Source organism: Paucibacter sp. XJ19-41, assembly GCF_028462495.1.
Lineage (GTDB): Bacteria > Pseudomonadota > Gammaproteobacteria > Burkholderiales > Burkholderiaceae_C > Roseateles_E.
The window spans coordinates 1-19,567 of sequence record NZ_JAQOWX010000055.1; the positions used below are offsets into that span (position 1 = coordinate 1).

At 68.3% G+C, this 19,567-nt stretch carries 22 protein-coding genes and 2 pseudogenes; 18 read left to right on the plus strand and 6 right to left on the minus strand.

Going from position 1 to position 19,567, the window contains the following annotated elements; translation table 11 throughout:
• The 13 genes and pseudogenes from PO768_RS15290 to trmB all read left to right on the plus strand — a co-directional run.
• Positions 1-262, plus strand: a pseudogene (locus PO768_RS15290) (hypothetical protein); the annotation flags it as partial.
• Complete coding sequence (gene hemA / locus PO768_RS15295; RefSeq protein ID WP_272646731.1) at positions 259-1,545, plus strand: glutamyl-tRNA reductase; 1,287 nt, start codon at positions 259-261, stop codon at positions 1,543-1,545. The pseudogene PO768_RS15290 and the gene hemA, both read left to right, overlap by 4 nt.
• Before the next feature lies 1 nt (position 1,546).
• Entirely contained in the window at positions 1,547-1,699 is a 153-nt protein-coding gene (locus PO768_RS15300) for a hypothetical protein (RefSeq protein ID WP_272646732.1), read from the plus strand.
• Between the two features lie 224 nt (positions 1,700-1,923).
• Entirely contained in the window at positions 1,924-2,913 is a 990-nt protein-coding gene (locus tag PO768_RS15305; protein ID WP_272646733.1) for a BMP family lipoprotein, read from the plus strand.
• A 36-nt stretch (positions 2,914-2,949) separates the two neighbouring features.
• Positions 2,950-4,521, plus strand: coding sequence for an ABC transporter ATP-binding protein (locus tag PO768_RS15310; protein ID WP_272646734.1), 1,572 nt, complete (start codon positions 2,950-2,952; stop codon positions 4,519-4,521).
• Complete coding sequence (locus PO768_RS15315) at positions 4,518-5,639, plus strand: ABC transporter permease (RefSeq protein WP_272646735.1); 1,122 nt, start codon at positions 4,518-4,520, stop codon at positions 5,637-5,639. The genes PO768_RS15310 and PO768_RS15315 overlap by 4 nt, the downstream gene beginning before the upstream one ends.
• Positions 5,632-6,606 carry an ABC transporter permease gene (locus tag PO768_RS15320; protein ID WP_262968220.1) on the plus strand — a complete coding sequence of 325 codons (975 nt, stop codon included), beginning with the start codon at positions 5,632-5,634 and terminating at the stop codon, positions 6,604-6,606. The genes PO768_RS15315 and PO768_RS15320 overlap by 8 nt, the downstream gene beginning before the upstream one ends.
• A 2-nt stretch (positions 6,607-6,608) precedes the next feature.
• Entirely contained in the window at positions 6,609-7,022 is a 414-nt protein-coding gene (cdd, locus tag PO768_RS15325; RefSeq protein ID WP_137940758.1) for a cytidine deaminase, read from the plus strand.
• A gap of 20 nt (positions 7,023-7,042) precedes the next feature.
• Positions 7,043-7,879: a purine-nucleoside phosphorylase gene (locus tag PO768_RS15330; RefSeq protein WP_272646736.1), complete on the plus strand. Its 837-nt coding sequence runs from the start codon at positions 7,043-7,045 to the stop codon at positions 7,877-7,879.
• A gap of 5 nt (positions 7,880-7,884) precedes the next feature.
• Entirely contained in the window at positions 7,885-8,643 is a 759-nt protein-coding gene (gene deoC, locus PO768_RS15335; protein WP_272646737.1) for a deoxyribose-phosphate aldolase, read from the plus strand.
• A 25-nt stretch (positions 8,644-8,668) separates the two neighbouring features.
• Positions 8,669-9,652, plus strand: a pseudogene (locus PO768_RS15340) (thymidine phosphorylase); the annotation flags it as partial.
• A gap of 197 nt (positions 9,653-9,849) precedes the next feature.
• Positions 9,850-10,116 (plus strand): hypothetical protein, encoded by a 267-nt coding sequence (locus tag PO768_RS15345; RefSeq protein ID WP_272646739.1) that lies wholly within the window; start codon positions 9,850-9,852, stop codon positions 10,114-10,116.
• Between the two features lie 41 nt (positions 10,117-10,157).
• Positions 10,158-10,856, plus strand: coding sequence for a tRNA (guanosine(46)-N7)-methyltransferase TrmB (gene trmB / locus PO768_RS15350; protein WP_272646740.1), 699 nt, complete (start codon positions 10,158-10,160; stop codon positions 10,854-10,856).
• A 1-nt stretch (position 10,857) separates the two neighbouring features.
• Here trmB and PO768_RS15355 read toward each other — a convergent pair whose 3' ends face one another.
• On the minus strand, positions 10,858-11,598 hold the full coding sequence (locus tag PO768_RS15355; RefSeq protein WP_272646741.1) for a YoaK family protein: 741 nt from the start codon (positions 11,596-11,598) through the stop codon (positions 10,858-10,860).
• Positions 11,599-11,632: 34 nt separating this feature from the next.
• Here PO768_RS15355 and coaBC point away from each other — a divergent pair, with 34 nt between their 5' ends.
• Both coaBC and dut read left to right on the plus strand, forming a co-directional pair.
• Positions 11,633-12,856, plus strand: a complete 1,224-nt coding sequence (coaBC, locus tag PO768_RS15360) for a bifunctional phosphopantothenoylcysteine decarboxylase/phosphopantothenate--cysteine ligase CoaBC (RefSeq protein ID WP_272646742.1) — start codon at positions 11,633-11,635, stop codon at positions 12,854-12,856.
• A complete protein-coding gene (gene dut / locus PO768_RS15365) occupies positions 12,853-13,308 on the plus strand; it encodes a dUTP diphosphatase (RefSeq protein WP_272646743.1) in 456 nt (151 codons plus the stop codon). Before coaBC ends, dut begins: the two co-directional genes overlap by 4 nt.
• Positions 13,309-13,311: 3 nt before the next feature.
• On the opposite strand, the gene PO768_RS15370 is transcribed toward dut, so the two are convergent.
• Positions 13,312-13,833, minus strand: a complete 522-nt coding sequence (locus tag PO768_RS15370; protein ID WP_137940750.1) for an FKBP-type peptidyl-prolyl cis-trans isomerase — start codon at positions 13,831-13,833, stop codon at positions 13,312-13,314.
• Positions 13,834-13,877: 44 nt separating this feature from the next.
• Here PO768_RS15370 and PO768_RS15375 point away from each other — a divergent pair, with 44 nt between their 5' ends.
• The 3 genes from PO768_RS15375 (at position 13,878) to PO768_RS15385 (ending at position 15,893) form a co-directional block, all read left to right on the plus strand.
• Positions 13,878-14,993, plus strand: a complete 1,116-nt coding sequence (locus PO768_RS15375) for a JmjC domain-containing protein (RefSeq protein WP_272646744.1) — start codon at positions 13,878-13,880, stop codon at positions 14,991-14,993.
• Positions 14,994-15,005: 12 nt separating this feature from the next.
• Positions 15,006-15,503 carry a hypothetical protein gene (locus PO768_RS15380; RefSeq protein ID WP_272646745.1) on the plus strand — a complete coding sequence of 166 codons (498 nt, stop codon included), beginning with the start codon at positions 15,006-15,008 and terminating at the stop codon, positions 15,501-15,503.
• Positions 15,504-15,665: 162 nt separating this feature from the next.
• Positions 15,666-15,893, plus strand: a complete 228-nt coding sequence (locus PO768_RS15385; RefSeq protein ID WP_137940747.1) for a hypothetical protein — start codon at positions 15,666-15,668, stop codon at positions 15,891-15,893.
• Positions 15,894-15,969: 76 nt separating this feature from the next.
• On the opposite strand, the gene PO768_RS15390 is transcribed toward PO768_RS15385, so the two are convergent.
• The 4 genes from PO768_RS15390 to PO768_RS15405 all read right to left on the minus strand — a co-directional run bounded on the left by PO768_RS15390 (position 15,970) and on the right by PO768_RS15405 (position 19,567).
• The gene (locus PO768_RS15390) at positions 15,970-16,749 is read right to left on the minus strand and encodes an MBL fold metallo-hydrolase (protein WP_272646746.1); all 780 of its coding nucleotides are present in this window, start codon (positions 16,747-16,749) and stop codon (positions 15,970-15,972) included.
• A gap of 99 nt (positions 16,750-16,848) precedes the next feature.
• Positions 16,849-18,042: an outer membrane protein assembly factor BamC gene (gene bamC, locus PO768_RS15395; RefSeq protein ID WP_272646747.1), complete on the minus strand. Its 1,194-nt coding sequence runs from the start codon at positions 18,040-18,042 to the stop codon at positions 16,849-16,851.
• Between the two features lie 53 nt (positions 18,043-18,095).
• The gene (gene dapA, locus PO768_RS15400; protein WP_137940745.1) at positions 18,096-18,977 is read right to left on the minus strand and encodes a 4-hydroxy-tetrahydrodipicolinate synthase; all 882 of its coding nucleotides are present in this window, start codon (positions 18,975-18,977) and stop codon (positions 18,096-18,098) included.
• A 50-nt stretch (positions 18,978-19,027) separates the two neighbouring features.
• Positions 19,028-19,567 carry a class I SAM-dependent methyltransferase gene (locus PO768_RS15405; RefSeq protein WP_272646748.1) on the minus strand — a complete coding sequence of 180 codons (540 nt, stop codon included), beginning with the start codon at positions 19,565-19,567 and terminating at the stop codon, positions 19,028-19,030.

A 19,567-nucleotide genomic window follows, 5' to 3' on the forward strand; every position in this document is an offset into this window, starting at 1 on the left:
CGGCGGCGATTCGGTCAGCCGCCGGGCCGTGGTGTCGGGCCGGCGCAAGAGCGGCCTGCTGCTGCGGGCGGGACTGAGCCTGTGGCCCGGCCGTGCGCTGTTGGAGGCGCCGCCGCTGCCGGCCAACCGGCCCTTGCTGGCGGCCGTGGCCGCCACGGAGGCGCCTCCGCAGACCGCTGGCAAGGTCGATTTCGTGATCGATCTGTTCGAGCGTCTGGAGCGTCGGGAGCGCCAGACCCACTTCGGGCGCAGCCCGGCATGAGCGTGCTCGCGCTGGGCCTGAACCACGGCAGCGCGCCGCTGGATCTGCGCGGGCGCTTCGCGATTCCGCTGGAGGCGCTGGGCCGCAGCGTGCAGGGCCTGCGCAGCCACCTGGCCCGGGCCCAGCCCGAGGTGGCCATCCTCTCCACCTGCAACCGCACCGAGCTGTATGTGGGCCTGCCGTCCTCCGCCTGCCCGCGCCATGCGCTGGAGCTGGCCGAGCCGGCGATCGAATGGCTGGCCGCCCAGGGGCGCACCAGCGCCGAGAGCCTGCGCAGCCACAGCTACTTCCTGCAGGGCGAGGCGGCGGCGCGCCACGCCTTCCGCGTGGCCTCGGGGCTGGACTCGATGGTGCTGGGCGAGCCGCAGATCCTCGGCCAGATGAAGGCGGCGGTGCGCGAGGCCGACAGCGCCGGCGCTTTGGGCGCCACGCTGCACCAGCTGTTCCAGCGCAGCTTCGCGGTGGCCAAGGAGGTGCGCAGCAGCACCGAGATCGGCGCGCACGCGGTCAGCATGGCGGCGGCGGCCGTGCAGCTGGCGCTGCAGCTGTTCGAGGACCTGCATGACACACGGGTGCTCTTTGTCGGCGCCGGCGAGATGATAGAGCTGGTGGCCACCCATGTGGCCGCGCACCGGCCGCGCAGCATCACGGTGGCCAACCGCAGCCTGGAGCGGGGTCAGGTCTTGTCGGCGCGGCTGGGCGCGGCCTCGCTGCCGCTGGCCGAGCTGGGCCAGCGCCTGCACGAGTTCGATGTCGTGATCAGCTGCACCGCCAGCAGCCTGCCGCTGATCGGCCTGGGCGCGGTCGAGCGGGCGCTGAAGGCGCGCAAGCGTCGGCCGGTGCTGATGCTGGATCTGGCCGTGCCGCGTGATATCGAGCCCGAGGTGGCGGCGCTGGACGATGTCTATCTCTACACGGTCGATGACCTGGCCCGGCTGGTGCAGGGCAATGGCGAGCGGCGCCAGGCGGCGGTGCAGCAGGCCGAGGCCATCGTCAGCGCCGGGGTCACGAGCTTTGCCCAGTGGCTGGAGCAGCGCGCCAGTGTGCCGCTGATACAGGCCTTGCAGCGCCAGACCGAGGACTGGCGCCAGGCCGAGCTGGCCAAGGCGCGCCGCGCGCTGGCCCGGGGCCAGGATGTCGAGGCGGTGATGGAGGCCCTGTCCGGCGCGCTGACGCGCAAGATGCTGCATGGCGCGCTCAGCGAGCTGCACGGCAGCGCCGGCGAGGCCCACCGGCACTGGATGGACTCGGTCCAGCGCCTGTTCCTGCGTGACGGCGTTTGAGATGAGCCCGGAGCGCTTCTACGGGCTGATCGAGCTGCTGCTGGTGTTCGGCGCCGTGATGGCCTGGGCGCTGTGGCAGTGGTGGGACTGGCGGAAATGGCGGCGCGGGCGCGAGCAGCGGGAGCTGCCGCCAAAGGATCGCCCACCTCACTGACTGGGCTTGCCAGCCCCGCCAGAGCGTCAATGCACAGTACTTTTGAAATTTGCGCAAACGCATGGATGCTGGGGCGCAAACGTTTAGCGTTTTCCTTGAGCTGCCATTACACTGACATTTCCTACAATCCGTCCGGTCTCGCCTCTGCGCTTGTTCGATGTCCGTCCCCGTGGCGAGGCTGGCAGCGTGGCGAGCTGTGTTCAACCAGTCTTGATGGGTACGCAATGATCGCTCAATCCACGCTTGTCGGCGCCATGCTGGCCGCCTCCCTGTCCGCCGTGTCGCTGTCGGCGTCGGCCCAGGCTCAGCCGGCCATCATCTTCGACATGGGCGGCAAGTTCGACAAATCGTTCAACGAGTCGGCTTACCGCGGCATCGAGCGCTGGAAGCAGGAGAGTGGCAAACCCTATCTCGAGTTCGAGATCAGCAACGACACCCAGCGCGTGCAGGCGATCCGCCGCATGGCCGAGCGCGGCGCCAGCCCCATCATCTCGATCGGCTTCGCCCAGGCCTCGGCGCTGGAGCAGGTGGCCAAGGAGTTCCCGAAGTCGCAGTTCGCCATCATCGACATGGTCGTGAACCTGCCGAACGTGCAGTCGGTGGTGTTCAAGGAGCATGAGGGCAGCTTCCTGGTCGGCGCGATGGCCAGCCTGTCGAGCAAGACCGGCAAGGTCGGCTTCATCGGCGGCATGGACATTCCGCTGATCCGCAAATTCCAGTGCGGCTACGAGCAGGGCGCCAAGGTGGCCAACACCAAGGCCGAGGTGTTCAGCAATATGACCGGCACGACCGCCAGCGCCTGGAACGATCCGACGCGCGGTGGTGAGCTGGCCAAGGCGCAGTTCGCCAAGGGCGTCGATGTCGTGTTCGCTGCCGCCGGTGGCACCGGCTCGGGCGTCTACCAGGCCGCCAAGGATGCGTCCAAGCTGGCCATCGGCGTGGACAGCAACCAGAACCATATGCAGCCCGGCACGATGCTGAGCTCGATGGTCAAGCGCGTCGATGTGGCCGTCTACAACGTGCTGAAGTCCTACAAGCCGGGCCTGAGCGTGCTGGGCCTGAAGGAAGGCGGCGTCGACTACGCGATGGACCAGCACAACGCCAAGCTGGTCAGCGCCGCGCTGAAGACCAAGGTCGATGCCTACAAGGCCGACATCATCGCCGGCAAGATCAAGGTGGCCGACTACATGGCCGACAACGCCTGCAAGTACTGATCTCCCGAGAGTACGAGAGCACGAGCACTGATCCTGATGTCAGAAGCAAGCAGCGGCACACGAGTGCCTCCGGCGGTACGCCTGTGCGGGATCAGCAAGCGCTTCGGCGCGGTGCAGGCCAATCGCAGTGTGGATCTGAGCGTGGCCCCGGCCACGGTGCACGGCCTGGTCGGCGAGAACGGCGCCGGCAAGAGCACCTTGATGGCTATTCTCTATGGCTATTACCAGGCCGATGCCGGCCATATCGAGGTGGCCGGTCGCTCGGTGGCGATCGCCAACTCGCACCAGGCGATCGCGCTGGGCATCGGCATGGTCCACCAGCATTTCATGCTGGTCGAGACCCTGAGCTGCCTGGACAATGTGATGCTGGGCGCCGAGCCGGCCTTCTTCCTGGGCCGCGCCAAGCGTGAGGTGCGGGCCAAGCTGGAAGCGCTGATGCGCGACACCGGCCTGCATGTGCGGTTGGACGAGCTGGTCGGTGACCTGCCGGTCGGTGAGCTGCAGCGCCTGGAGATCCTGAAGGCTCTGTACCGCGGCGCCAAGATCCTGATCCTGGACGAGCCGACCGCCGTGCTGACCCCGCAGGAGACGCTGCAGCTGTTCGAGACCCTGCGCCGCTTGAAGGCCATGGGCACGACCCTCATCCTGATCACGCACAAGCTCAAGGAAGTGATGGCCTTGTGCGACGAGGTCACGGTGATGCGCGCCGGCCAGGTGATCAAGACCAGCGCGATCGCCGACACCAGCCCGGAGGACCTCGCCGAGGCCATGGTCGGGCGCAAGGTCAATCTGGGCCGCAGCGGCGCCGCCAAACGTGGCGACAGCCTGCGCCTGCAGGCGCAAGACCTGGCCCTGCGCGATGCGCAGGGCGTGGCCGTGCTGTCGGGCATCACGCTGCGGCTGCAGGCCGGCGAGATCGTCGGCGTGGCCGGCGTCTCGGGCAATGGCCAGAGCGAGCTGCTGGAGGTCTTGTCGGGCATGCGCGCGCCGGATGCCGGCCGGCTGAGCGTCGGCGCGGCGAGTTTCGACGCCGCCACCGCCTGGCTGGAGCCCGGCCAGGCGCGGCTGCTGAAGCTGGCCCATGTGCCGGAAGACCGCCAAGTCTGCGGCATGGTGATGAGTTTTCCGGCCTGGGAGACCGCCGCGCTGGGCTATCACGAGCAGGCGCAGTACCGCGCCGGCCCGGCCGGCTGGGCGATGAATCAGGGCCATATGCGGGCGCAGACCGCCGAGATGATGGAGCGCTTCGATGTGCGGCCGCGCGATGCGCAGCTGGGCTCGTCGAAGTTTTCCGGCGGCAACCAGCAGAAGCTGATCCTGGCGCGCGAGATCGGCCAGGCGCCGACCGTGCTGCTGGTGGGCCAGCCGACACGCGGCGTCGATATCGGCGCCATCGAGTTCATCCATCAGCAGCTGCGCGCGCTGCGCGACGCCGGCTGCGCGGTGCTGCTGGTCAGCTCCGAGCTCGATGAGATCCTGGCGCTGGCGGACCGGGTGCTGGTGATGAATGGCGGCCGCATCACCGGCGAGCTGGCCATCGATCAATGTGATGAGAAGAGTCTGGGCCTGCTGATGGCGGCCCAGGCGGCGGAGCCCGTGGAGTCATGAGTAGCAGTCAATCCTTGCAACTGCCGCGCTGGATGGATGTCGGCCTGTTGCCGCTGTGGAATCTGTGTGTGGCGCTCGCGGTGGCGGGCTTGGTGGTGCTGGTGATCGGGCAGAGCCCGACCCAGGCGCTGGTGGTGCTGCTGCAGGGCTCGCTGGGCAGCGTGCGCGGCCTGGGCTACACGCTGTACTACACGACCACCTTCATCTTTGCCGGTCTGGCCGTCGCGATGGCCTTTCACGGCGGCCTGTTCAATATCGGCGGCGAGGGCCAGGCCACCTTCGGCGGTCTGGGCGTGGCCCTGATGGCGCTGGCCTTGAGCGCGAGCCTGCCGGCCTGGCTGATGCTGCCGCTGCTGGTGGTCTCGGGCGCGCTGTTCGGCATGTTCTGGGCGCTGGTGCCGGCCTATCTGCAGGCCTGGCGCGGCAGCCATATCGTCATCACTACCATCATGTTCAACTTCCTGGCCAGCAGCCTGAATGTCTATCTGCTGGTCAATGTGCTGCGGCCCAAGGGCAGCATGGCGGTGGAGAGCGCGAACTTTGCCGACAGCGCCCGCATGCCGGCCCTGCACAACCTGGCGCAGAGCCTGGGCGTCGAGATGCCCTCGTCACCGCTGAATTTGAGCCTGCTGCTGGCGTTGCTGGCCTGTGTCTTCGTCTGGTGGTTTCTGTGGAAGAGCCGCGCCGGCTATGCGCTGCGCTCGGTCGGCAGCGCGCCCAAGGCGGCGCACTATGCCGGCATCCGGCCGCGCATTCAAGTGCTGATCGCGATGGGTCTGTCCGGCGCGCTGGCCGGTATGGTGGGGGTCAACGAGATCTCCGGCGTGCAGGGCAAGCTGACCCTGGACTTTGTCGCTGGCGCCGGCTTCACCGGCATCGCGGTCTCGCTGATGGGCCGAAACCATCCGGTGGGCATTGTGCTGGCCTCGCTGCTGTTCGGCGTGCTCTACCAGGGCGGGGTCGAGGTGGCCTTTGAGGTGCCCGGCTTCAGCCGCGAGATGGTGGTGACGGTGCAGGGGCTGATCGTCTTGTTTGCCGGTGCAATGGCCATGGTCAGCGCGCCGATGTTTGCCAAGCTGTACGCGGCCTTCCAACGCACGGCGGTGTCCCATGGATGAAGTACTGATCGGATCCGTGCTGGCGTCCACCTTGCGCGTGACGACGCCGCTCTTGCTTTGCGCGCTGGCCGGCCTGCTGTCGGAGCGCTCCGGTGTCATCGACATCGGCCTGGAAGGCAAGATGCTGTTCGCGGCCTTTGCCGCGGCCGCTGCGGCCAGCGCCAGCCACTCGACCGGCATGGGGCTGGTGGCGGCCATCGCCGTGGCCTGCGCGCTATCGCTGCTGCACGGCTTTGCCTGTGTCAGCCATCGCGGCGACCAGGTGATCACCGGCGTGGCGCTGAATATGGTGGCCGCCGGCCTGACCGTGGTGCTGGGCATCGCCTGGTTCGCCCAGGGCGGGCAGACCCCGCCGGTCGGCACCGAGGTGCGCCTGACGGGCCTGAGCACGGCCTATGCCGAGCCGGTGGCCGGCGACTGGTGGGGCGCGGTCATCGGCCACGGCCTGCTGAGCCATAACGTGCTGGTCTATCTGGCCTTCTTCCTGGTCGCTGCGGTCTGGTTCTTCCTGGAGCACACGAAACCGGGCCTGCGCCTGCGTGCGGTCGGCGAGAACCCGGCCATGGTCGACGCGGCTGGCGTCTCGGTGCCGCGGCTGCGCTATGCGGCGCTGCTGATGAACGGTGTGCTGTGCGGCCTGGCCGGCAGCTATCTGACGCTGGCGCAGAACGCCAACTTCAGCCCGAATATGACGGCCGGCCGCGGCTTCATCGCGCTGGCCGCGATGATCTTCGGCAAGTGGAAGCCGGTGCCGACCATGTTCGCCTGCCTGCTGTTCGGCTTCCTGGACGCGGTGGCGATCCGGATGCAGGGCGTGGCGCTGCCGGCGCTGCTGGGCGGCGGCGAGGTGCCGGTGCAGCTGATCCAGGCCTTGCCCTATATCCTGACCGTCGTGTTGCTGGCCGGCTTCATCGGCCAGGCGCTGGCGCCCAAGGCGCTGGGCCGGCCCTATATCAAGGAACGTTGATCATGACCCTGACGCCCGAGTTGCAGCAGCGCCTGCTGGAGGCCTCGCTGCAGGCCCGCCAGCGTTCCTATTCGCCGTATTCGCGCTATGCGGTCGGTGCCGCCGTGCTCGACGAGCACGGCCTCATCCATCTGGGTGCGAATATGGAGAACGCCGCCTATCCTCAAGGCTGGTGTGCCGAGGCCACGGCCCTGGGCGTGATGCTGATGGCCGGCTCGCGCCGGGCCCAGGCGGTGCTGGTCAGCGGCCCGGGGCCTGACATCATCACGCCCTGCGGCGGCTGCCGCCAGAAGCTGCGCGAGTTCGGCGGCCCCGATCTGCTGATCATCGCGGCCGACCCGGGCGGCATCCGCCAGCAGTGGACGCTGGAGCAGCTGCTGCCCTTCAGCTTCGGCCCCGAACATTTGAAGACCTGAACTCCCGGGAGACAAGAACAATGAACACACAAGAACAGGCGATCGCCGCCACCGTCGCCAAGCTGCAAGCCCTGTTTGGCCCGGCCCCCGAAGTGGCGGTGGTGCTGGGCTCGGGCTGGGCCGGCGCGGTCAGCCATGTCGAGTCCGCGCAAAGCCTGCCCTATACCGAGCTGCCGGCCTTTCCGCAGCCCAAGGTGGAGGGCCATGTCAACGAGATCGTCGTCGGCCAGATCGGCGCCCAGCGGGTCGTGATGCTGCGCGGCCGCGCCCACACCTATGAGAGCGGCGACTGCACCGGCATGGCCGGCGCGCTGCGCAGCTTGAAGCGCTGGGGTGTCAAGGTGCTGCTGCAGACCAACGCCTCGGGCTCGCTGCGCGCCCACACGCCGCCGGGCAGCCTGATGCTGATCGCCGACCACATCAACGCGCCGCAGCGCTCGCCGCTGATCGGCGAGCCGGGCAGCGAGCGCTTTGTCGACATGAGCACGGCCTATGACGCCGAGCTGCGCAGCCATGCCAAGAAGGTGGCCCAGGCCCAGAACATGAAGCTGGGCGAGGGCGTCTATGTCTGGGCCCTGGGGCCGCAGTTCGAGACGCCGGCCGAGATCCGCATGTTCGCGGCCTGGGGCGCCGATGCCGTGGGCATGAGCACCGTGCCCGAGACCATCCTGGCCCGCCATGCCGGCCTGCGCGTGATGGGCATCGCGCTGATGACCAATATGGCCGCCGGCCTGTCGGCCGAGGCCCTGACCCATGCGCTGACCTTGCAGCAGGCCCAGGCCTCGGGCGAAAGCGCGGCGAAGTTCCTGGCCCAGGTGATCGCCGGCCTGGCCGAGCTGCCCTCGCTGCGGGCCTGATGGTCATGGACCTGCATGCTGCCGCCCGCCAGGCCCTGGCCTGCCTGGATCTGACCAGCCTCAACGAGGCCGACAACGCTGACGATATCGAGGCGCTGTGCAGCCGTGCCCAGACCGAATTCGGCCCGGTGGCCGCAGTCTGCGTCTGGCCGCGCTTTGTCGCGCAGGCGAGGGCGTTGCTGCCGGCCACGATCAAGGTGGCGGCGGTGGCCAATTTCCCCGACGGCGCGCTCGATCTGGCGCGTGCGCTGGCCGATGTCGAGGCGATTGCGGCGGCCGGCGGCGACGAGGTCGATGTGGTGCTGCCTTACCGCGCGCTGATGGCCGGGCAGGCGGCCGAAGTCGCCGAGTTCCTGGCCGAGGTGCGCCACGCCAGCCGGCCGCTGACCTTGAAGGTCATCATTGAAAGCGGCGAGCTCAGGACCGGCGAGCTGATTGCCGAGGCGACCCGTCTGGCCCTGATGGCCGGGGCCGATTTCGTCAAGACCAGCACCGGCAAGAGTCCGGTGTCGGCCACGCCGCAGGCGGCCGCCGTGATGCTCGGCGAGATCGCGGCCAGCGGCCTGCCGCATGCCGGCTTCAAGGCTTCCGGCGGCATCCGCACGGTGGCCGAGGCCCAGGTCTATCTGCAGCTCGCTGCCGACAAGCTCGGCACCGCCGCGCTGACGCCGCAGCGCCTGCGTTTCGGTGCCAGCGGCTTGCTCAACGACGTTCTCGCGACGCTGTCGGGCCAGGCCCCGGCGCCCGCCACCAGCGCCTACTGATGCATTCAAGAGAGGAGCGGCAGCGATGATGCTGGCTCAGGAAATCATCCGCAGCAAGCGCGACGGCGCGGCGCTGTCCGAGGCGCAGATCCAGGCTTTTGTGCGCGGCCTGGTCGATGGCAGCTGGAGCGAGGGCCAGGTTGCGGCGCTGGGCATGGCCGTGTTCCTGCGCGGCATGGGGCGCGACGAGTGCGTGGCGCTGACGCGGGCGATGATGTACTCGGGTCGTGTGCTGAGCTGGCCGGACATGCCCGGCCCGGTGCTGGACAAGCACTCCAGCGGCGGCGTCGGCGACAAGGTCAGCCTGATGCTGGCGCCGCTGGTGGCCGCCTGCGGCGGCTATGTACCCATGATTGCCGGCCGCGGCCTGGGCCATACCGGCGGCACGGTCGACAAGCTCGAAGCGATACCCGGCTACACGACGACGCCGGCCCCGGCCGAGTTCGACCGCATCGTGCGCTCGCTGGGCTGCGCCATCATCGGCCAGACCGCCGATCTGGCCCCGGCCGACAAGCGCTTTTACGCGACGCGCGACGTCACCGCGACGGTCGAGAGCGTGCCGCTGATCACCGCCTCCATCCTCTCCAAGAAGCTGGCCGCCGGCCTGCAGGGCCTGGCGATGGACGTCAAATGGGGCAATGGCGCTTTTGCCGACTCGCCGGCGATGGCGCAGCAGCTGGCCCAAAGCATTGTCGAGGTGGCCAATGGCGCCGGCATGAAGACCCGCGCGCTGATCACCGATATGAACCAGGTGCTGGGCAGCGAGGTCGGCAATGCGCTGGAGATCCACGAGACCATTGCCTATCTGAAGGGCGAGCCACGCGAGCCACGCCTGCACGAGGTGACGCTGGCGCTGGCCGCCGAGATGCTGCTGCTGGGTGGCCTGGCCGGCGACGAGGCCCAGGCGCGTGCCAAGCTGCAGCGGGCGCTGGACAGCGGCGCGGCGGCCGAGAAGTTCGCGGCGATGGTCGCGGCGCTGGGCGGCCCGGCCGACCTGCTGGAGCGGCCGGCNTGGCCGGCGACGAGGCCCAGGCGCGTGCCAAGCTGCAGCGGGCGCTGGACAGCGGCGCGGCGGCCGAGAAGTTCGCGGCGATGGTCGCGGCGCTGGGCGGCCCGGCCGACCTGCTGGAGCGGCCGGCCGCCTACCTGCCCGAGGCACCGGTGCTGCGCCCGGTGCCGGCCTTGCGAGCCGGTCGCCTGACGGCGATGCGCACCCGCGAGATCGGCCTGATCATCGTCGAGCTCGGCGGCGGCCGCCGCCAGGCCGGTGATGTGATCGATATGCGTGTGGGCCTGTCCGGCATGCGCCAGCTGGGCGACGAGCTGCAGGCCGGCGAGCCACTGGCCTGGGTGCATGCGGGCAGCGAGCTCGATGCCGAGCGCGCGGTGGCTTCGCTGCAAGCGGCCTGCGAGCTCGTCGAGCCCGGCACGCCCTGGCAGGCCTTGCCGCTGGTCGCGGCGCGGGTCGGCTAGACTTTCGCCCCCGCTCCTTCTTTCTCCCCGTTCACCCCGCCATGTCCGATTCTCCCGACACCCCGCCGCGCCGCGCGATCAAGAGCTTTGTCACGCGCGCCGGCCGCATGGGCACGGGCCAGATCAAGGCCCTGGCCGAGCTGGGCCCACGCTTTGTGCTGCCCTTCAAGCCAGAGCTGCTGAAGCCGGCCGAGGTCTTCGGTCGCGAGGCGCCGCTGGTGCTGGAGATCGGCTTCGGCATGGGCGGGGCCACGGCCCAGATCGCGCAGACGCTGCCGGACCATGACTTCATCGGCTGCGAGGTGCATGAGCCCGGTGTCGGCGCCTTGCTGAAGCTGATCGACGAGCAGCAGATTGCCAATATCCGCATCGTCCAGCATGACGCGGTCGAGGTGTTGGCGCAGATGATTGCACCGGCCTCGCTGGCCGGCGTGCACATCTTCTTCCCCGACCCCTGGCACAAGAAGCGCCACAACAAGCGCCGCCTGATCCAGGCCGAGTTCGTCGCCACCTTGATCCAGCACATCAAGCCCGGCGGCTATTTGCATCTGGCCACCGACTGGGAGCCCTATGCCCAGCAGATGTTGGAGGTGCTGGGTGCCGAGCCGGGGCTGGAGAACACCGCAGCGACCGGAACCGGCTATGCCGAGAAGCCGGCCTACCGGCCGCTGACCAAGTTCGAGAACCGCGGCATCCAGCTGGGCCACGGCGTCTGGGATCTGGTGTTCAAGCGCCGCTGATCTACAGCGGAGGCTGTTGCTGCGGCCTGAGCAGGCTGGCTGCGGCCAGCAAGACCAGAGCGAAGGCCAGCGGCACGGTGGCGATGAAGCCGGCATGCTTAAAGCCCAGCGCACCGGCCAGGCCGCCGATGAAAAAGGCCAGCACCAGGCTGGCGTGGATTGTCAGGCGCCGGCGATTGGCCTGCACCTTGGGGCCGGCCGGGTTCCGGTTCCAGTAGAGCAGGCGCCCCAGCTCCATGCCCAGATCGGTCAGCAGGCCGGTGACGTGGGTGGTGCGGATCTCGGCATTCGAGATCTTGGTGATCAGCGCATTCTGCAAGCCCATCACAAAACACAGCAGCAGCGCGGTCAGCGAGACCCGCTCGATCTGGTGCGGCAGCATCTCGCTGCCGATCAGCCCAAACACCAGCAGCAGGACCGCCTCCAGCATCAGGGTCGGCACATAGGCCCAGACCGGGCGGCGCCGGCGGCTGTAGTTGACCAGCACGGCGGTGCTGAGCGCGCCCCGCACAAAGGCCAGCACCGCGACAACGGCGCTCAGCGCCAGGCCGATCTGCCCCAGCGCGATATGGTCGGCCGCGCCCGAGACCATGCCGGTCATGTGCGAGGTGTATTGGCCCACCGCCAGAAAGCCGCCAGCATTCAGCGCGCCGGCCACAAAGGCCAGGCCGGCGCCCAGATGCAGATTGGCACGCGCGCTGCGCTGCGGGGCGGTCAGTTCGGCGAGATAGTCCACGGGCATGGCCGCGAGCATAGAGCCTGCTAGAGTGCGCGCCATGTCTGAAAGCACACAACTCGCCGGCAAGCATGTCTTGCTGGGTCTCTCGGGCGGCATCGCCTGCTACAAGTCCGCCGAGCTGGTGCGGCTGCTGATCAAGGCCGGCGCCACCGTGCAGGTGATGATGAGCGAGGCCGCCGAGGCCTTCATCACGCCGGTGACCATGCAGGCCCTGTCCAACCAGCCGGTGCTGATGAGCCAGTGGGACGCCCGCGAGCCCAACAATATGGCCCATATCAATGCGACGCGGCGCGCCGATGTGATGCTGGTGGCCCCGGCCAGCGCCGACTTCATCGCCAAGCTGGTGCAGGGCCGGGCCGATGATTTGCTGAGCCTGACCGCGCTGGCGCGGCCTGCCGAGCGCTGCGCGCTGCTGGTGGCGCCGGCGATGAACCGCGAGATGTGGGCGCACCCGGCCACGCAGCGCAATATCGCGCAGCTGCGCGCCGATGGCGCGGTCGTGCTGGGCCCCGGCAATGGCGACCAGGCCTGCGGCGAGATCGGCGATGGCCGCATGCTGGAGGCCGCCGAGCTGCGCGATGAGCTGATCGCCTTCTTCCAGCCCAAGCTGCTGGCCGGCAAGCAGCTCCTGATCACGGCCGGCCCGACCTTCGAGCCCATAGACCCGGTGCGCGGCCTCACCAATCGCTCCAGCGGCAAGATGGGCTTCGCGATCGCGCGCGCGGCGGCCGAGGCCGGCGCCGAGGTCACCTTGGTGGCCGGGCCGGTGCATCTGGCCACGCCGCGCGGCGTGCGGCGTGTCGATGTGCAGACCGCGTTGCAGATGTATGACGCGGTACTGCCGCGCGCGGCGGCGCACGATGTGTTCGTCGCGACCGCCGCGGTGGCCGACTGGCGGCCGGCGCAGATCAACGAGCACAAGATCAAGAAGGACGGCAGCAGCGCCAGCGCGGCGCCGAGCTTTGAGCTGACCGAGAACCCCGACATCCTGGCCGCCGTGGCGGCGCTGGCGGACAGGCCTTTTTGTGTGGGCTTTGCCGCCGAGAGCCGCGACCTGCTCAAGCATGCGCGCGAGAAGCTGCTGCGCAAGGGCGTGCCGTTGATCGTCGGCAATCTGGGGCCGGCGACCTTCGGCCGCGACGACAATGCGCTGCTGCTGGTCGATGCCCAAGGCCAGCGCGAACTCCCTCATAACGACAAACTGAGCCTGGCGCGCGAGCTGATCCGCGAGATCGCGACGCGCCTGCACGACAAGCCATGACCACGACGACTGTTGACCTGAAAGTGCTCGATGCCCGCATGGCCGAGCAACTGCCCGCCTATGCGACCCCCGGCTCGGCCGGCCTGGATCTGCGCGCCTGCCTCGATGCGGCCATCACCTTGGAACCCGGTCAGACGACCTTGATCCCGACCGGTCTGGCGATTCACATCGCCGACCCCGGCCTGGCCGCGCTGATACTGCCGCGCTCGGGCTTGGGCCACAAGCACGGCATCGTGCTCGGCAATCTGGTCGGCCTGATCGACAGCGACTACCAAGGGCAGCTGATGGTCAGCTGCTGGAACCGCGGCCAGAGCACTTTCGTGATCGAGCCGATGGAGCGCATTGCGCAGCTGGTGCTGGTGCCGGTGGTGCAGGCCGCGTTCCGGCGCGTCGAGGATTTCGATGCCTCCGCGCGTGGCGAAGGCGGTTTTGGCTCGACCGGCAAGGCCTGAGCCTCAGTGGATGGAGGCGTCCGGCGGCGCGCCGCTGACCAGGCTGAACACCGCCTCGCCGACGCTGCCGGCCTCGATCTCTTCCTCGCTGGCCTCGCGCACATCGCGCACCTTCAGATGCATGCGCAGGCCAATGCCGGCCAAGGGGTGGTTGCCGTCAAGCACCACATGTTCGGGATAGACCTCGGTGACGGTATAGACACGGTCGGCCGGCATGTCTTCGCTGGCCGCACCTTCGGGCAGGCCTTCGAACTGCATGCCTTCCGAGACGTTCTCGGGCAGCACGGCGCGGCTCTCGAAACAGACCAGGGCGGAGTCGTACTCGCCGAAGGCGTCTTCGGGCTCCAGCGCCAGGCTGGCTTCGAAGCCGATCTCCTGGCCAGCCAGCGCTTCCTCGACCTTGGTGAACAGGTCGTCGCCGCCGTAGAAAAACTCCAGCGCTTCGCTCAGCTCGTCGATCAACTGGCCTTGGGCATCTTCAAGTCTCCAGCTCAGGGAGACCACACAGGGGGCGGAAATTTGCATGGGCGGGATGATCGCATACCGCGGGCAGGCCACAATCCAGGCCCATGAATATTGACCAATCCACGCCACTTCTTGGCGGTTTGTCCCCGGCGCAATTCATGCGCAGCCACTGGCAGAAGAAGCCCTTGCTGGTGCGCCAGGCCCTGCCGGGCATCACGCCGCCGGCCACACGCACCGAGCTGGCCCGGCTGGCCGCCAGCGAGGATGTCGAATCGCGTCTGGTGACGGCTTTCGATGGCCAATGGAGCCTGCGCCAGGGCCCTTGCCCGAAGCTGCCACCCTTCAGCAAGCCGCACTGGACCTTGCTGGTGCAGGGGCTGGATCTGCATATGCAGACCGCGCATGACTTGCTGGCGCGCTTTCGCTTCATTCCCGAGGCGCGGCTCGATGATCTGATGATCTCCTACGCCAGCGATGGCGGCGGCGTCGGCCCGCATTTCGATTCCTACGATGTGTTTTTGATCCAGGTCCAGGGCAAGCGCCGCTGGCGCATCGGCCGCCAGCCGGACGCGCAACTGCGCGACGATGTGCCGCTGAAGATCATCGCCAACTTCCAGCCCGAGGAGGAGTTCCTGCTGGAGCCGGGCGACATGCTCTACCTGCCGCCCGGCTGGGCCCATGATGGCGTGGCCGAGGGCGAGTGCATGACCTGCTCGGTGGGCTTTCGCACGCCCTGGCGCGCCGAGCTGGCGCGCGAGCTGCTGCCGCGCCTGATGGATGATGAGACCCGGCCACAGGCCAACCGCATGTATGCCGACCCCAAGCAGCCGGCCACCGCCGAGCCGGGCCGTGTGCCCGAGGCCTTGCTGGCCTTTGCCCGCGATGCCGCCGAGCGCGCGCTGCGCGAGCCGCTGGCGCTGGAGCGGGCGCTGGGCGAGGCGCTCAGCGAGCCCAAGCCCAAGGTCTGGTTCGAGCCCGGCACGGTCCTGCCCGATGGCGCCGCCGCGCGCCTGGATAGGCGCAGCCGCATGTTGTACGACCATGCCCATGTCTTCATCAATGGCGAGTCCTACCGGGCCGGTGGCCGCGACGCCAAGCTGATGCAGCGCCTGGCCGATCTGCGCCGGCTCTCCAGCACCGAGGTCGCCAAGCTCAGCGAAGGCGCGCGCGAGCTGCTGGATCAGTGGGCCGAGGACGGCTGGGTGCAACAGGATTTGTAAGAGGAGCGGGGCATGGCAGTGAGCTTGACCGAGGGCATCATCAACGGTCGTCAGGACTTTGTGCAGGCCGTGCGCGAGGGACTGCAGTACGCGGCGGAGCAGGGCGGGCGCGAGCTGCTCTGGCTTGATGCCGATTTCGCGGCCTGGCCGCTGTCGGAGCCGGCGATGCTGGAGGCCTTGAAGCAATGGGCCCTGCCGCATCGGCGGCTGCGTATCGCGGCGGCCCAATACGATGCGGTGCAGCGCCTGCATCCGCGTTTCGTCCAATGGCGGCGGACCTGGGACCATGTGGTGCAGGCGGTGCAGTACCAGGCCGAGGATGTCGGCGTCGGCCGGCCGGTGGGGCTGCTGATGGCACCGGGGCTGTTCAGCCTGCGCCTGCTGGATGCGCAGCAATGGCGGGCGGCTTTGTCGGTGCGAACTGCGGATGATGTGGCTTGCAGGGAATGGTTTGATGCAGTTTGGCAACGTTCGACCGAATCCTTTTCAGCAAGTACCCTGGGCCTGTAAGGAGTTTCCCCAAGTGACGCTACAATGCTGGGCTAGGCGAGGGAAGCGTTCGAGGTTTCCACGTCTTGTTCTACTGGGGCACGCTGTCGGGTGGTAGTGCGGCGCTGCTTCAAGAAATACCGGTAATTGTTTCTTCGTCTAATTGATTCTTTGAGGACACGTATGAAAAAGTCGATCCTGTTGGCCTCCCTGCTGGCTGCTGTTGCTCTCTCCGCTTGTGGCAAGAAGGAAGAGGCTCCTGTCGCCGCTGAGCCGGCTTCGGCTGCTGCTCCGGCTCCCGTCGCTGATGCGGCCAGCGCTGCTGTCGACGCTGCTTCGGCTGTCGCCGGCGCCGCTGCTGACGCTGCCTCGGCTGTCGCCGACGCTGCCGCTTCGGCTGCCAGCAAGTAATCGGTTTTCCGGTCACTGAAAGCCGCCCGGCGCAAGCCGGGCGGCTTTTCTTTTGGGTTCGCCGTTCTAATCCGTCTCAGTTCAGATCCAGCCAATCCATACCCAGGGTCTGGCTGGCCACCGGAATATCTGCCGGTGCCACGCCCAGTATCTCGGCCAGAGCCGCCGCCGCCAGCGCCGGCGAGTTATTGCGCTCGCTCAGATGCGCCGCCACCACATGCCGCAGCCCCTGATGCAGGCACTCGTTCAGCAGCGCGGCGGCTGACGCATTCGAGAGATGGCCGTGGCTGCCCAGGATGCGGCGCTTCAGGCTTGCCGGATAGCTGCTGGCCCGCAGCAAGGCCTCGTCGTGATTGCATTCGAGCAGCAGGGCGTTGCAGTGCTGCAGATGCTGTACCACCGAGGGCGTCAGCGAGCCGATATCGGTGATCACGCCCAGGCGCCGGTGGCCGTCGCTGGCGCACAGTTGCAGCGGCTCGTTGGCATCGTGCGGCACCGCGAAGGGCCGCAGCTCGATGTCGCCGAGCGTCAGCCGTTCGCCGTCCTGGGTCAGGTGCAGCAGCGCCGGGTCGAAGTCCGGGCTGCCGATTGCGCGCCAGGTGCCGCGGCTGGTGAAGATCGGCAGCTGGTACTGGCGGGCCAGGCTCAGCGCGCAGCCGGCATGGTCGCCATGTTCATGGGTGATGAAGATCGCGCTGAGCTGCTCGGGAGCGCTGCCGGCGCGCGCCAGGCGACGGCCAAGCTCGCGCAGGCTGAAGCCGCAGTCGATCAGCACGGTGGTGCTGGTGATGCCCTGGCTGGCTTCGATCAGGGTGGCGTTGCCGGCGCTGCCGCTGCCCAGGCTGCAAAAACGCATCGAAAAGCCCGCTGTGTGATGGAGGTTGAACCGAGGTCAAACAAGAAAAAAGCCGCCGCTGCGTCAGCAGGCGGCGGCCATGTCGGAGCTTAGGCTGCTTCAGCGCAGATCGTCCATCAGCAGGTTCAGAATGCGCTTGGCGTTTTCGTCGGTCTGCTGCTGGCCCTGGTTGTTGAGCACGCTGACCGTGCTGCGCTCGCCCTCGGACTTGACCGAGACGCGGTAGCGGTTGGCGGTCACCGCCTGCTCGCCCTTGAACAGGCGCTGGAAGAAGTTGGGTTCTTCCTTGCCGGCCTGGGTCGGGTCGGCATAGCGCAGGAAGAACAGGCCCTGGCTGCGGTCGCGGTCCTCGACGGTGAAGCCGTGGCGATCCAGCGACTGGCCGACCCGGCGCCAGGCGCGCTCGAAGCCCTCATTGACCTGCAGCGTGTCGGGCACTTCGTTCAGCGGCCGGCTGCGCGCACCGCCACGCGAGGGCGGCAGCTCGGATGAGGGGATCGCGACCGGTGCCGCGGCGCCCGCGACCACGGCCTTGGCCGCTTCGGTCTGGCCGCCCAGCTTGAGCATCAGGCGTGACAGCATCTCGCCTTCCAGCGACGGGTCGGCGGCGCGCGGCTGCCAGGCGGTCTGCTCGCGCTGGCTGGTGGTGTAGACCTCCTGCATGCCGCGATGGCTGATATAGATGTCGGTGCCGCCGCCGGCCACGCGCTCGATGCGGGTGCGGTACATATCGCGCTCGCCGGTCGAGTAGACCGAGTCCAGCACCGTGCCTATGGTGCGGCGGATGAAGTCCTGCGGCAGCTTGGCGCGGTTTTCGGCCCAGTTGGTTTCCAGCAGGCCCACGGCAGCATCGTCCTTGACGAGTTCGAAGCCGGATTCCTGCCAGAAGGCACGCAGCTGCGGCCACAGCTGGTCGGCATTGGCCGTGCTGCGCAGCCAGCGCACCTCGCCGTTGCGCTCCAGGCTGACATTGCCGGCCGCCTTCAGTGCCACCTGGTTGCTGGGGGCTGCGGTGGCGCGCGCTGCGCCGCCACCCTGCTGCAGCGCCGAGGCGCTGACCGAGCCGCCCTGGACCTGGGAGCGGTTGTCGCGGGCCAGCTGGGTCAGGTCCGGCGGCACGTCCAGGCCGGTGGTCTGGCGGGCTGCGGTGCGGTAGTCGACCTTGTCGGAGCTCAGCACGCCGTCAAAGGAGCTGCAGGCAGCCAGCGAGGCGATCAGCGTGGTGCTCAGTGCTGTGCGGGCCAGGCGCGTGGCCTTGGCATCGATGGGAAAGGAACGGGTCACGCTAGACATCTCCGAACTGAAAGCTGGATAAACGGGAAGAACCTGGAGCAAGAAGCCCCGGGTCAGAGCAGGCCTGCTTCGCTCATGGCTTGCGCCACGCTGGCCTGGCCGGCGGCCGTCAGCGGCGTGATCGGCAGGCGCAGTGCCGACTTGCAGCGGCCCAGGCGCTCCAGCGCCCATTTGGTGGGGGCCGGGCTGGGTTCGCAGAACAGCTGCTTGTGCAAGCCCAGCAGCTGCATATGGATGCGGGTGGCCTCGCGCACATTGCCGGCCAGCGCGGCCTTGCAGAGCTCGTGCATCGCGCGCGGCGCGACATTGGCGGTGACGCTGACATTGCCATGACCGCCCAGCAGCATCAGGGCCACGGCCGTGCCGTCATCGCCCGAGTAGATCGAGAAGCCGGCCGGCGCATGCTTGATCAGGTAGGCGGCGCGCTCGATATTGCCGGTGGCTTCCTTGATGCCAATGACGCCGGGCAGGGCCGCGCAGCGCAAGCTCGTCTCGGGCGCCATATCGGCGACGGTGCGGCCGGGCACGTTGTACAACATCATCGGGATGTCGACGGCCTCGGCGATGGCCTTGAAGTGCTGGTAGATGCCTTCTTGCGAGGGCTTGTTGTAGTAGGGCACGACCGAGAGCGTGCAGTCGGCGCCAACCTGCTTCGCGAAGCGGCTCAGATTGATCGCCTCGGCGGTGGAGTTGCCACCGGTGCCGGCCATGATGGGCACGCGCCCGGCCGCATGCTCGACCGCCACGCGGATGATCTCGCAGTGCTCTTCGACGCTCACGGTGGGCGACTCGCCGGTCGTGCCGACCACGCCGATGCAGTCCGTGCCTTCGGCAATATGCCAGTCAATCAAGCTGCGCAGCGCGGCGTAATCGACGCTGCCGTCCTCTTGCATCGGCGTCACAAGCGCGACGATGCTGCCAACAATCGGTGTCATGGAATTCCTCGCAATCGGCGGATTCTACTGAAGCGCGCCGGCCTCTTGGCTCAGTCCAGGCGGTAGCGCTGGAAAACCCCCGGCTCGGCGCTTTCACGAACCGCAGCAACGCGCTGCAGATAGCGCGGGTTGACCCCGTCCAGAAAGCCGTCCTCATAGGCGACGACACGCAGCCCGGCACAGGCTTGCAGCAACTCGCCGGGTCGCAGCAGAAACTCCGGATTGGACGGTCGGCCCACACTTTGCTGGCCTTCGGTAAAGGTTTCGTAAATCAGCCAGCCGCCAGGTGCAACGGCCGCCGCGATGCGCGGCAGCAGCGGGCGCCACAGATAGTTCGTGACCAGCACCAGGTCAAACTGGCGCTCGCCCAGCGGCCAGGGGCCGGCCTCGATATCGGCCACCAGGGTTTCGGCCAGGCCGCCCAGCGCGGCCAGGGCCTGGGCATCGCGGTCCACGGCGGTAATCCGCATGCCCAGGGACGCCAGATGGCGCACATGGCGGCCCGAGCCGCAGGCCAGGTCCAGGGCGATGGCACCGGCCTGGCAGGCCTGGGGCCAACGCAGCAGCCAGGGGGAGGGGGAGCTCAACAT

Excerpts from the sequence above, each read along its gene's own strand:
- hemA (WP_272646731.1), top strand. The coding sequence starts at position 259 with ATGAGCGTGCTCGCGCTGGGCCTGAACCACGGCAGCGCGCCGCTGGAT.
- PO768_RS15300 (WP_272646732.1), top strand. The coding sequence starts at position 1,547 with ATGAGCCCGGAGCGCTTCTACGGGCTGATCGAGCTGCTGCTGGTGTTC.
- PO768_RS15305 (WP_272646733.1), top strand. The coding sequence starts at position 1,924 with ATGATCGCTCAATCCACGCTTGTCGGCGCCATGCTGGCCGCCTCCCTG.
- PO768_RS15310 (WP_272646734.1), top strand. The coding sequence starts at position 2,950 with ATGTCAGAAGCAAGCAGCGGCACACGAGTGCCTCCGGCGGTACGCCTG.
- PO768_RS15315 (WP_272646735.1), top strand. The coding sequence starts at position 4,518 with ATGAGTAGCAGTCAATCCTTGCAACTGCCGCGCTGGATGGATGTCGGC.
- PO768_RS15320 (WP_262968220.1), top strand. The coding sequence starts at position 5,632 with ATGGATGAAGTACTGATCGGATCCGTGCTGGCGTCCACCTTGCGCGTG.
- cdd (WP_137940758.1), top strand. The coding sequence starts at position 6,609 with ATGACCCTGACGCCCGAGTTGCAGCAGCGCCTGCTGGAGGCCTCGCTG.
- PO768_RS15330 (WP_272646736.1), top strand. The coding sequence starts at position 7,043 with ATGAACACACAAGAACAGGCGATCGCCGCCACCGTCGCCAAGCTGCAA.
- deoC (WP_272646737.1), top strand. The coding sequence starts at position 7,885 with ATGGACCTGCATGCTGCCGCCCGCCAGGCCCTGGCCTGCCTGGATCTG.
- PO768_RS15345 (WP_272646739.1), top strand. The coding sequence starts at position 9,850 with ATGCGCACCCGCGAGATCGGCCTGATCATCGTCGAGCTCGGCGGCGGC.
- trmB (WP_272646740.1), top strand. The coding sequence starts at position 10,158 with ATGTCCGATTCTCCCGACACCCCGCCGCGCCGCGCGATCAAGAGCTTT.
- PO768_RS15355 (WP_272646741.1), bottom strand. The coding sequence starts at position 11,598 with ATGCCCGTGGACTATCTCGCCGAACTGACCGCCCCGCAGCGCAGCGCG.
- coaBC (WP_272646742.1), top strand. The coding sequence starts at position 11,633 with ATGTCTGAAAGCACACAACTCGCCGGCAAGCATGTCTTGCTGGGTCTC.
- dut (WP_272646743.1), top strand. The coding sequence starts at position 12,853 with ATGACCACGACGACTGTTGACCTGAAAGTGCTCGATGCCCGCATGGCC.
- PO768_RS15370 (WP_137940750.1), bottom strand. The coding sequence starts at position 13,833 with ATGCAAATTTCCGCCCCCTGTGTGGTCTCCCTGAGCTGGAGACTTGAA.
- PO768_RS15375 (WP_272646744.1), top strand. The coding sequence starts at position 13,878 with ATGAATATTGACCAATCCACGCCACTTCTTGGCGGTTTGTCCCCGGCG.
- PO768_RS15380 (WP_272646745.1), top strand. The coding sequence starts at position 15,006 with ATGGCAGTGAGCTTGACCGAGGGCATCATCAACGGTCGTCAGGACTTT.
- PO768_RS15385 (WP_137940747.1), top strand. The coding sequence starts at position 15,666 with ATGAAAAAGTCGATCCTGTTGGCCTCCCTGCTGGCTGCTGTTGCTCTC.
- PO768_RS15390 (WP_272646746.1), bottom strand. The coding sequence starts at position 16,749 with ATGCGTTTTTGCAGCCTGGGCAGCGGCAGCGCCGGCAACGCCACCCTG.
- bamC (WP_272646747.1), bottom strand. The coding sequence starts at position 18,042 with ATGTCTAGCGTGACCCGTTCCTTTCCCATCGATGCCAAGGCCACGCGC.
- dapA (WP_137940745.1), bottom strand. The coding sequence starts at position 18,977 with ATGACACCGATTGTTGGCAGCATCGTCGCGCTTGTGACGCCGATGCAA.
- PO768_RS15405 (WP_272646748.1), bottom strand. The coding sequence starts at position 19,567 with ATGTTGAGCTCCCCCTCCCCCTGGCTGCTGCGTTGGCCCCAGGCCTGC.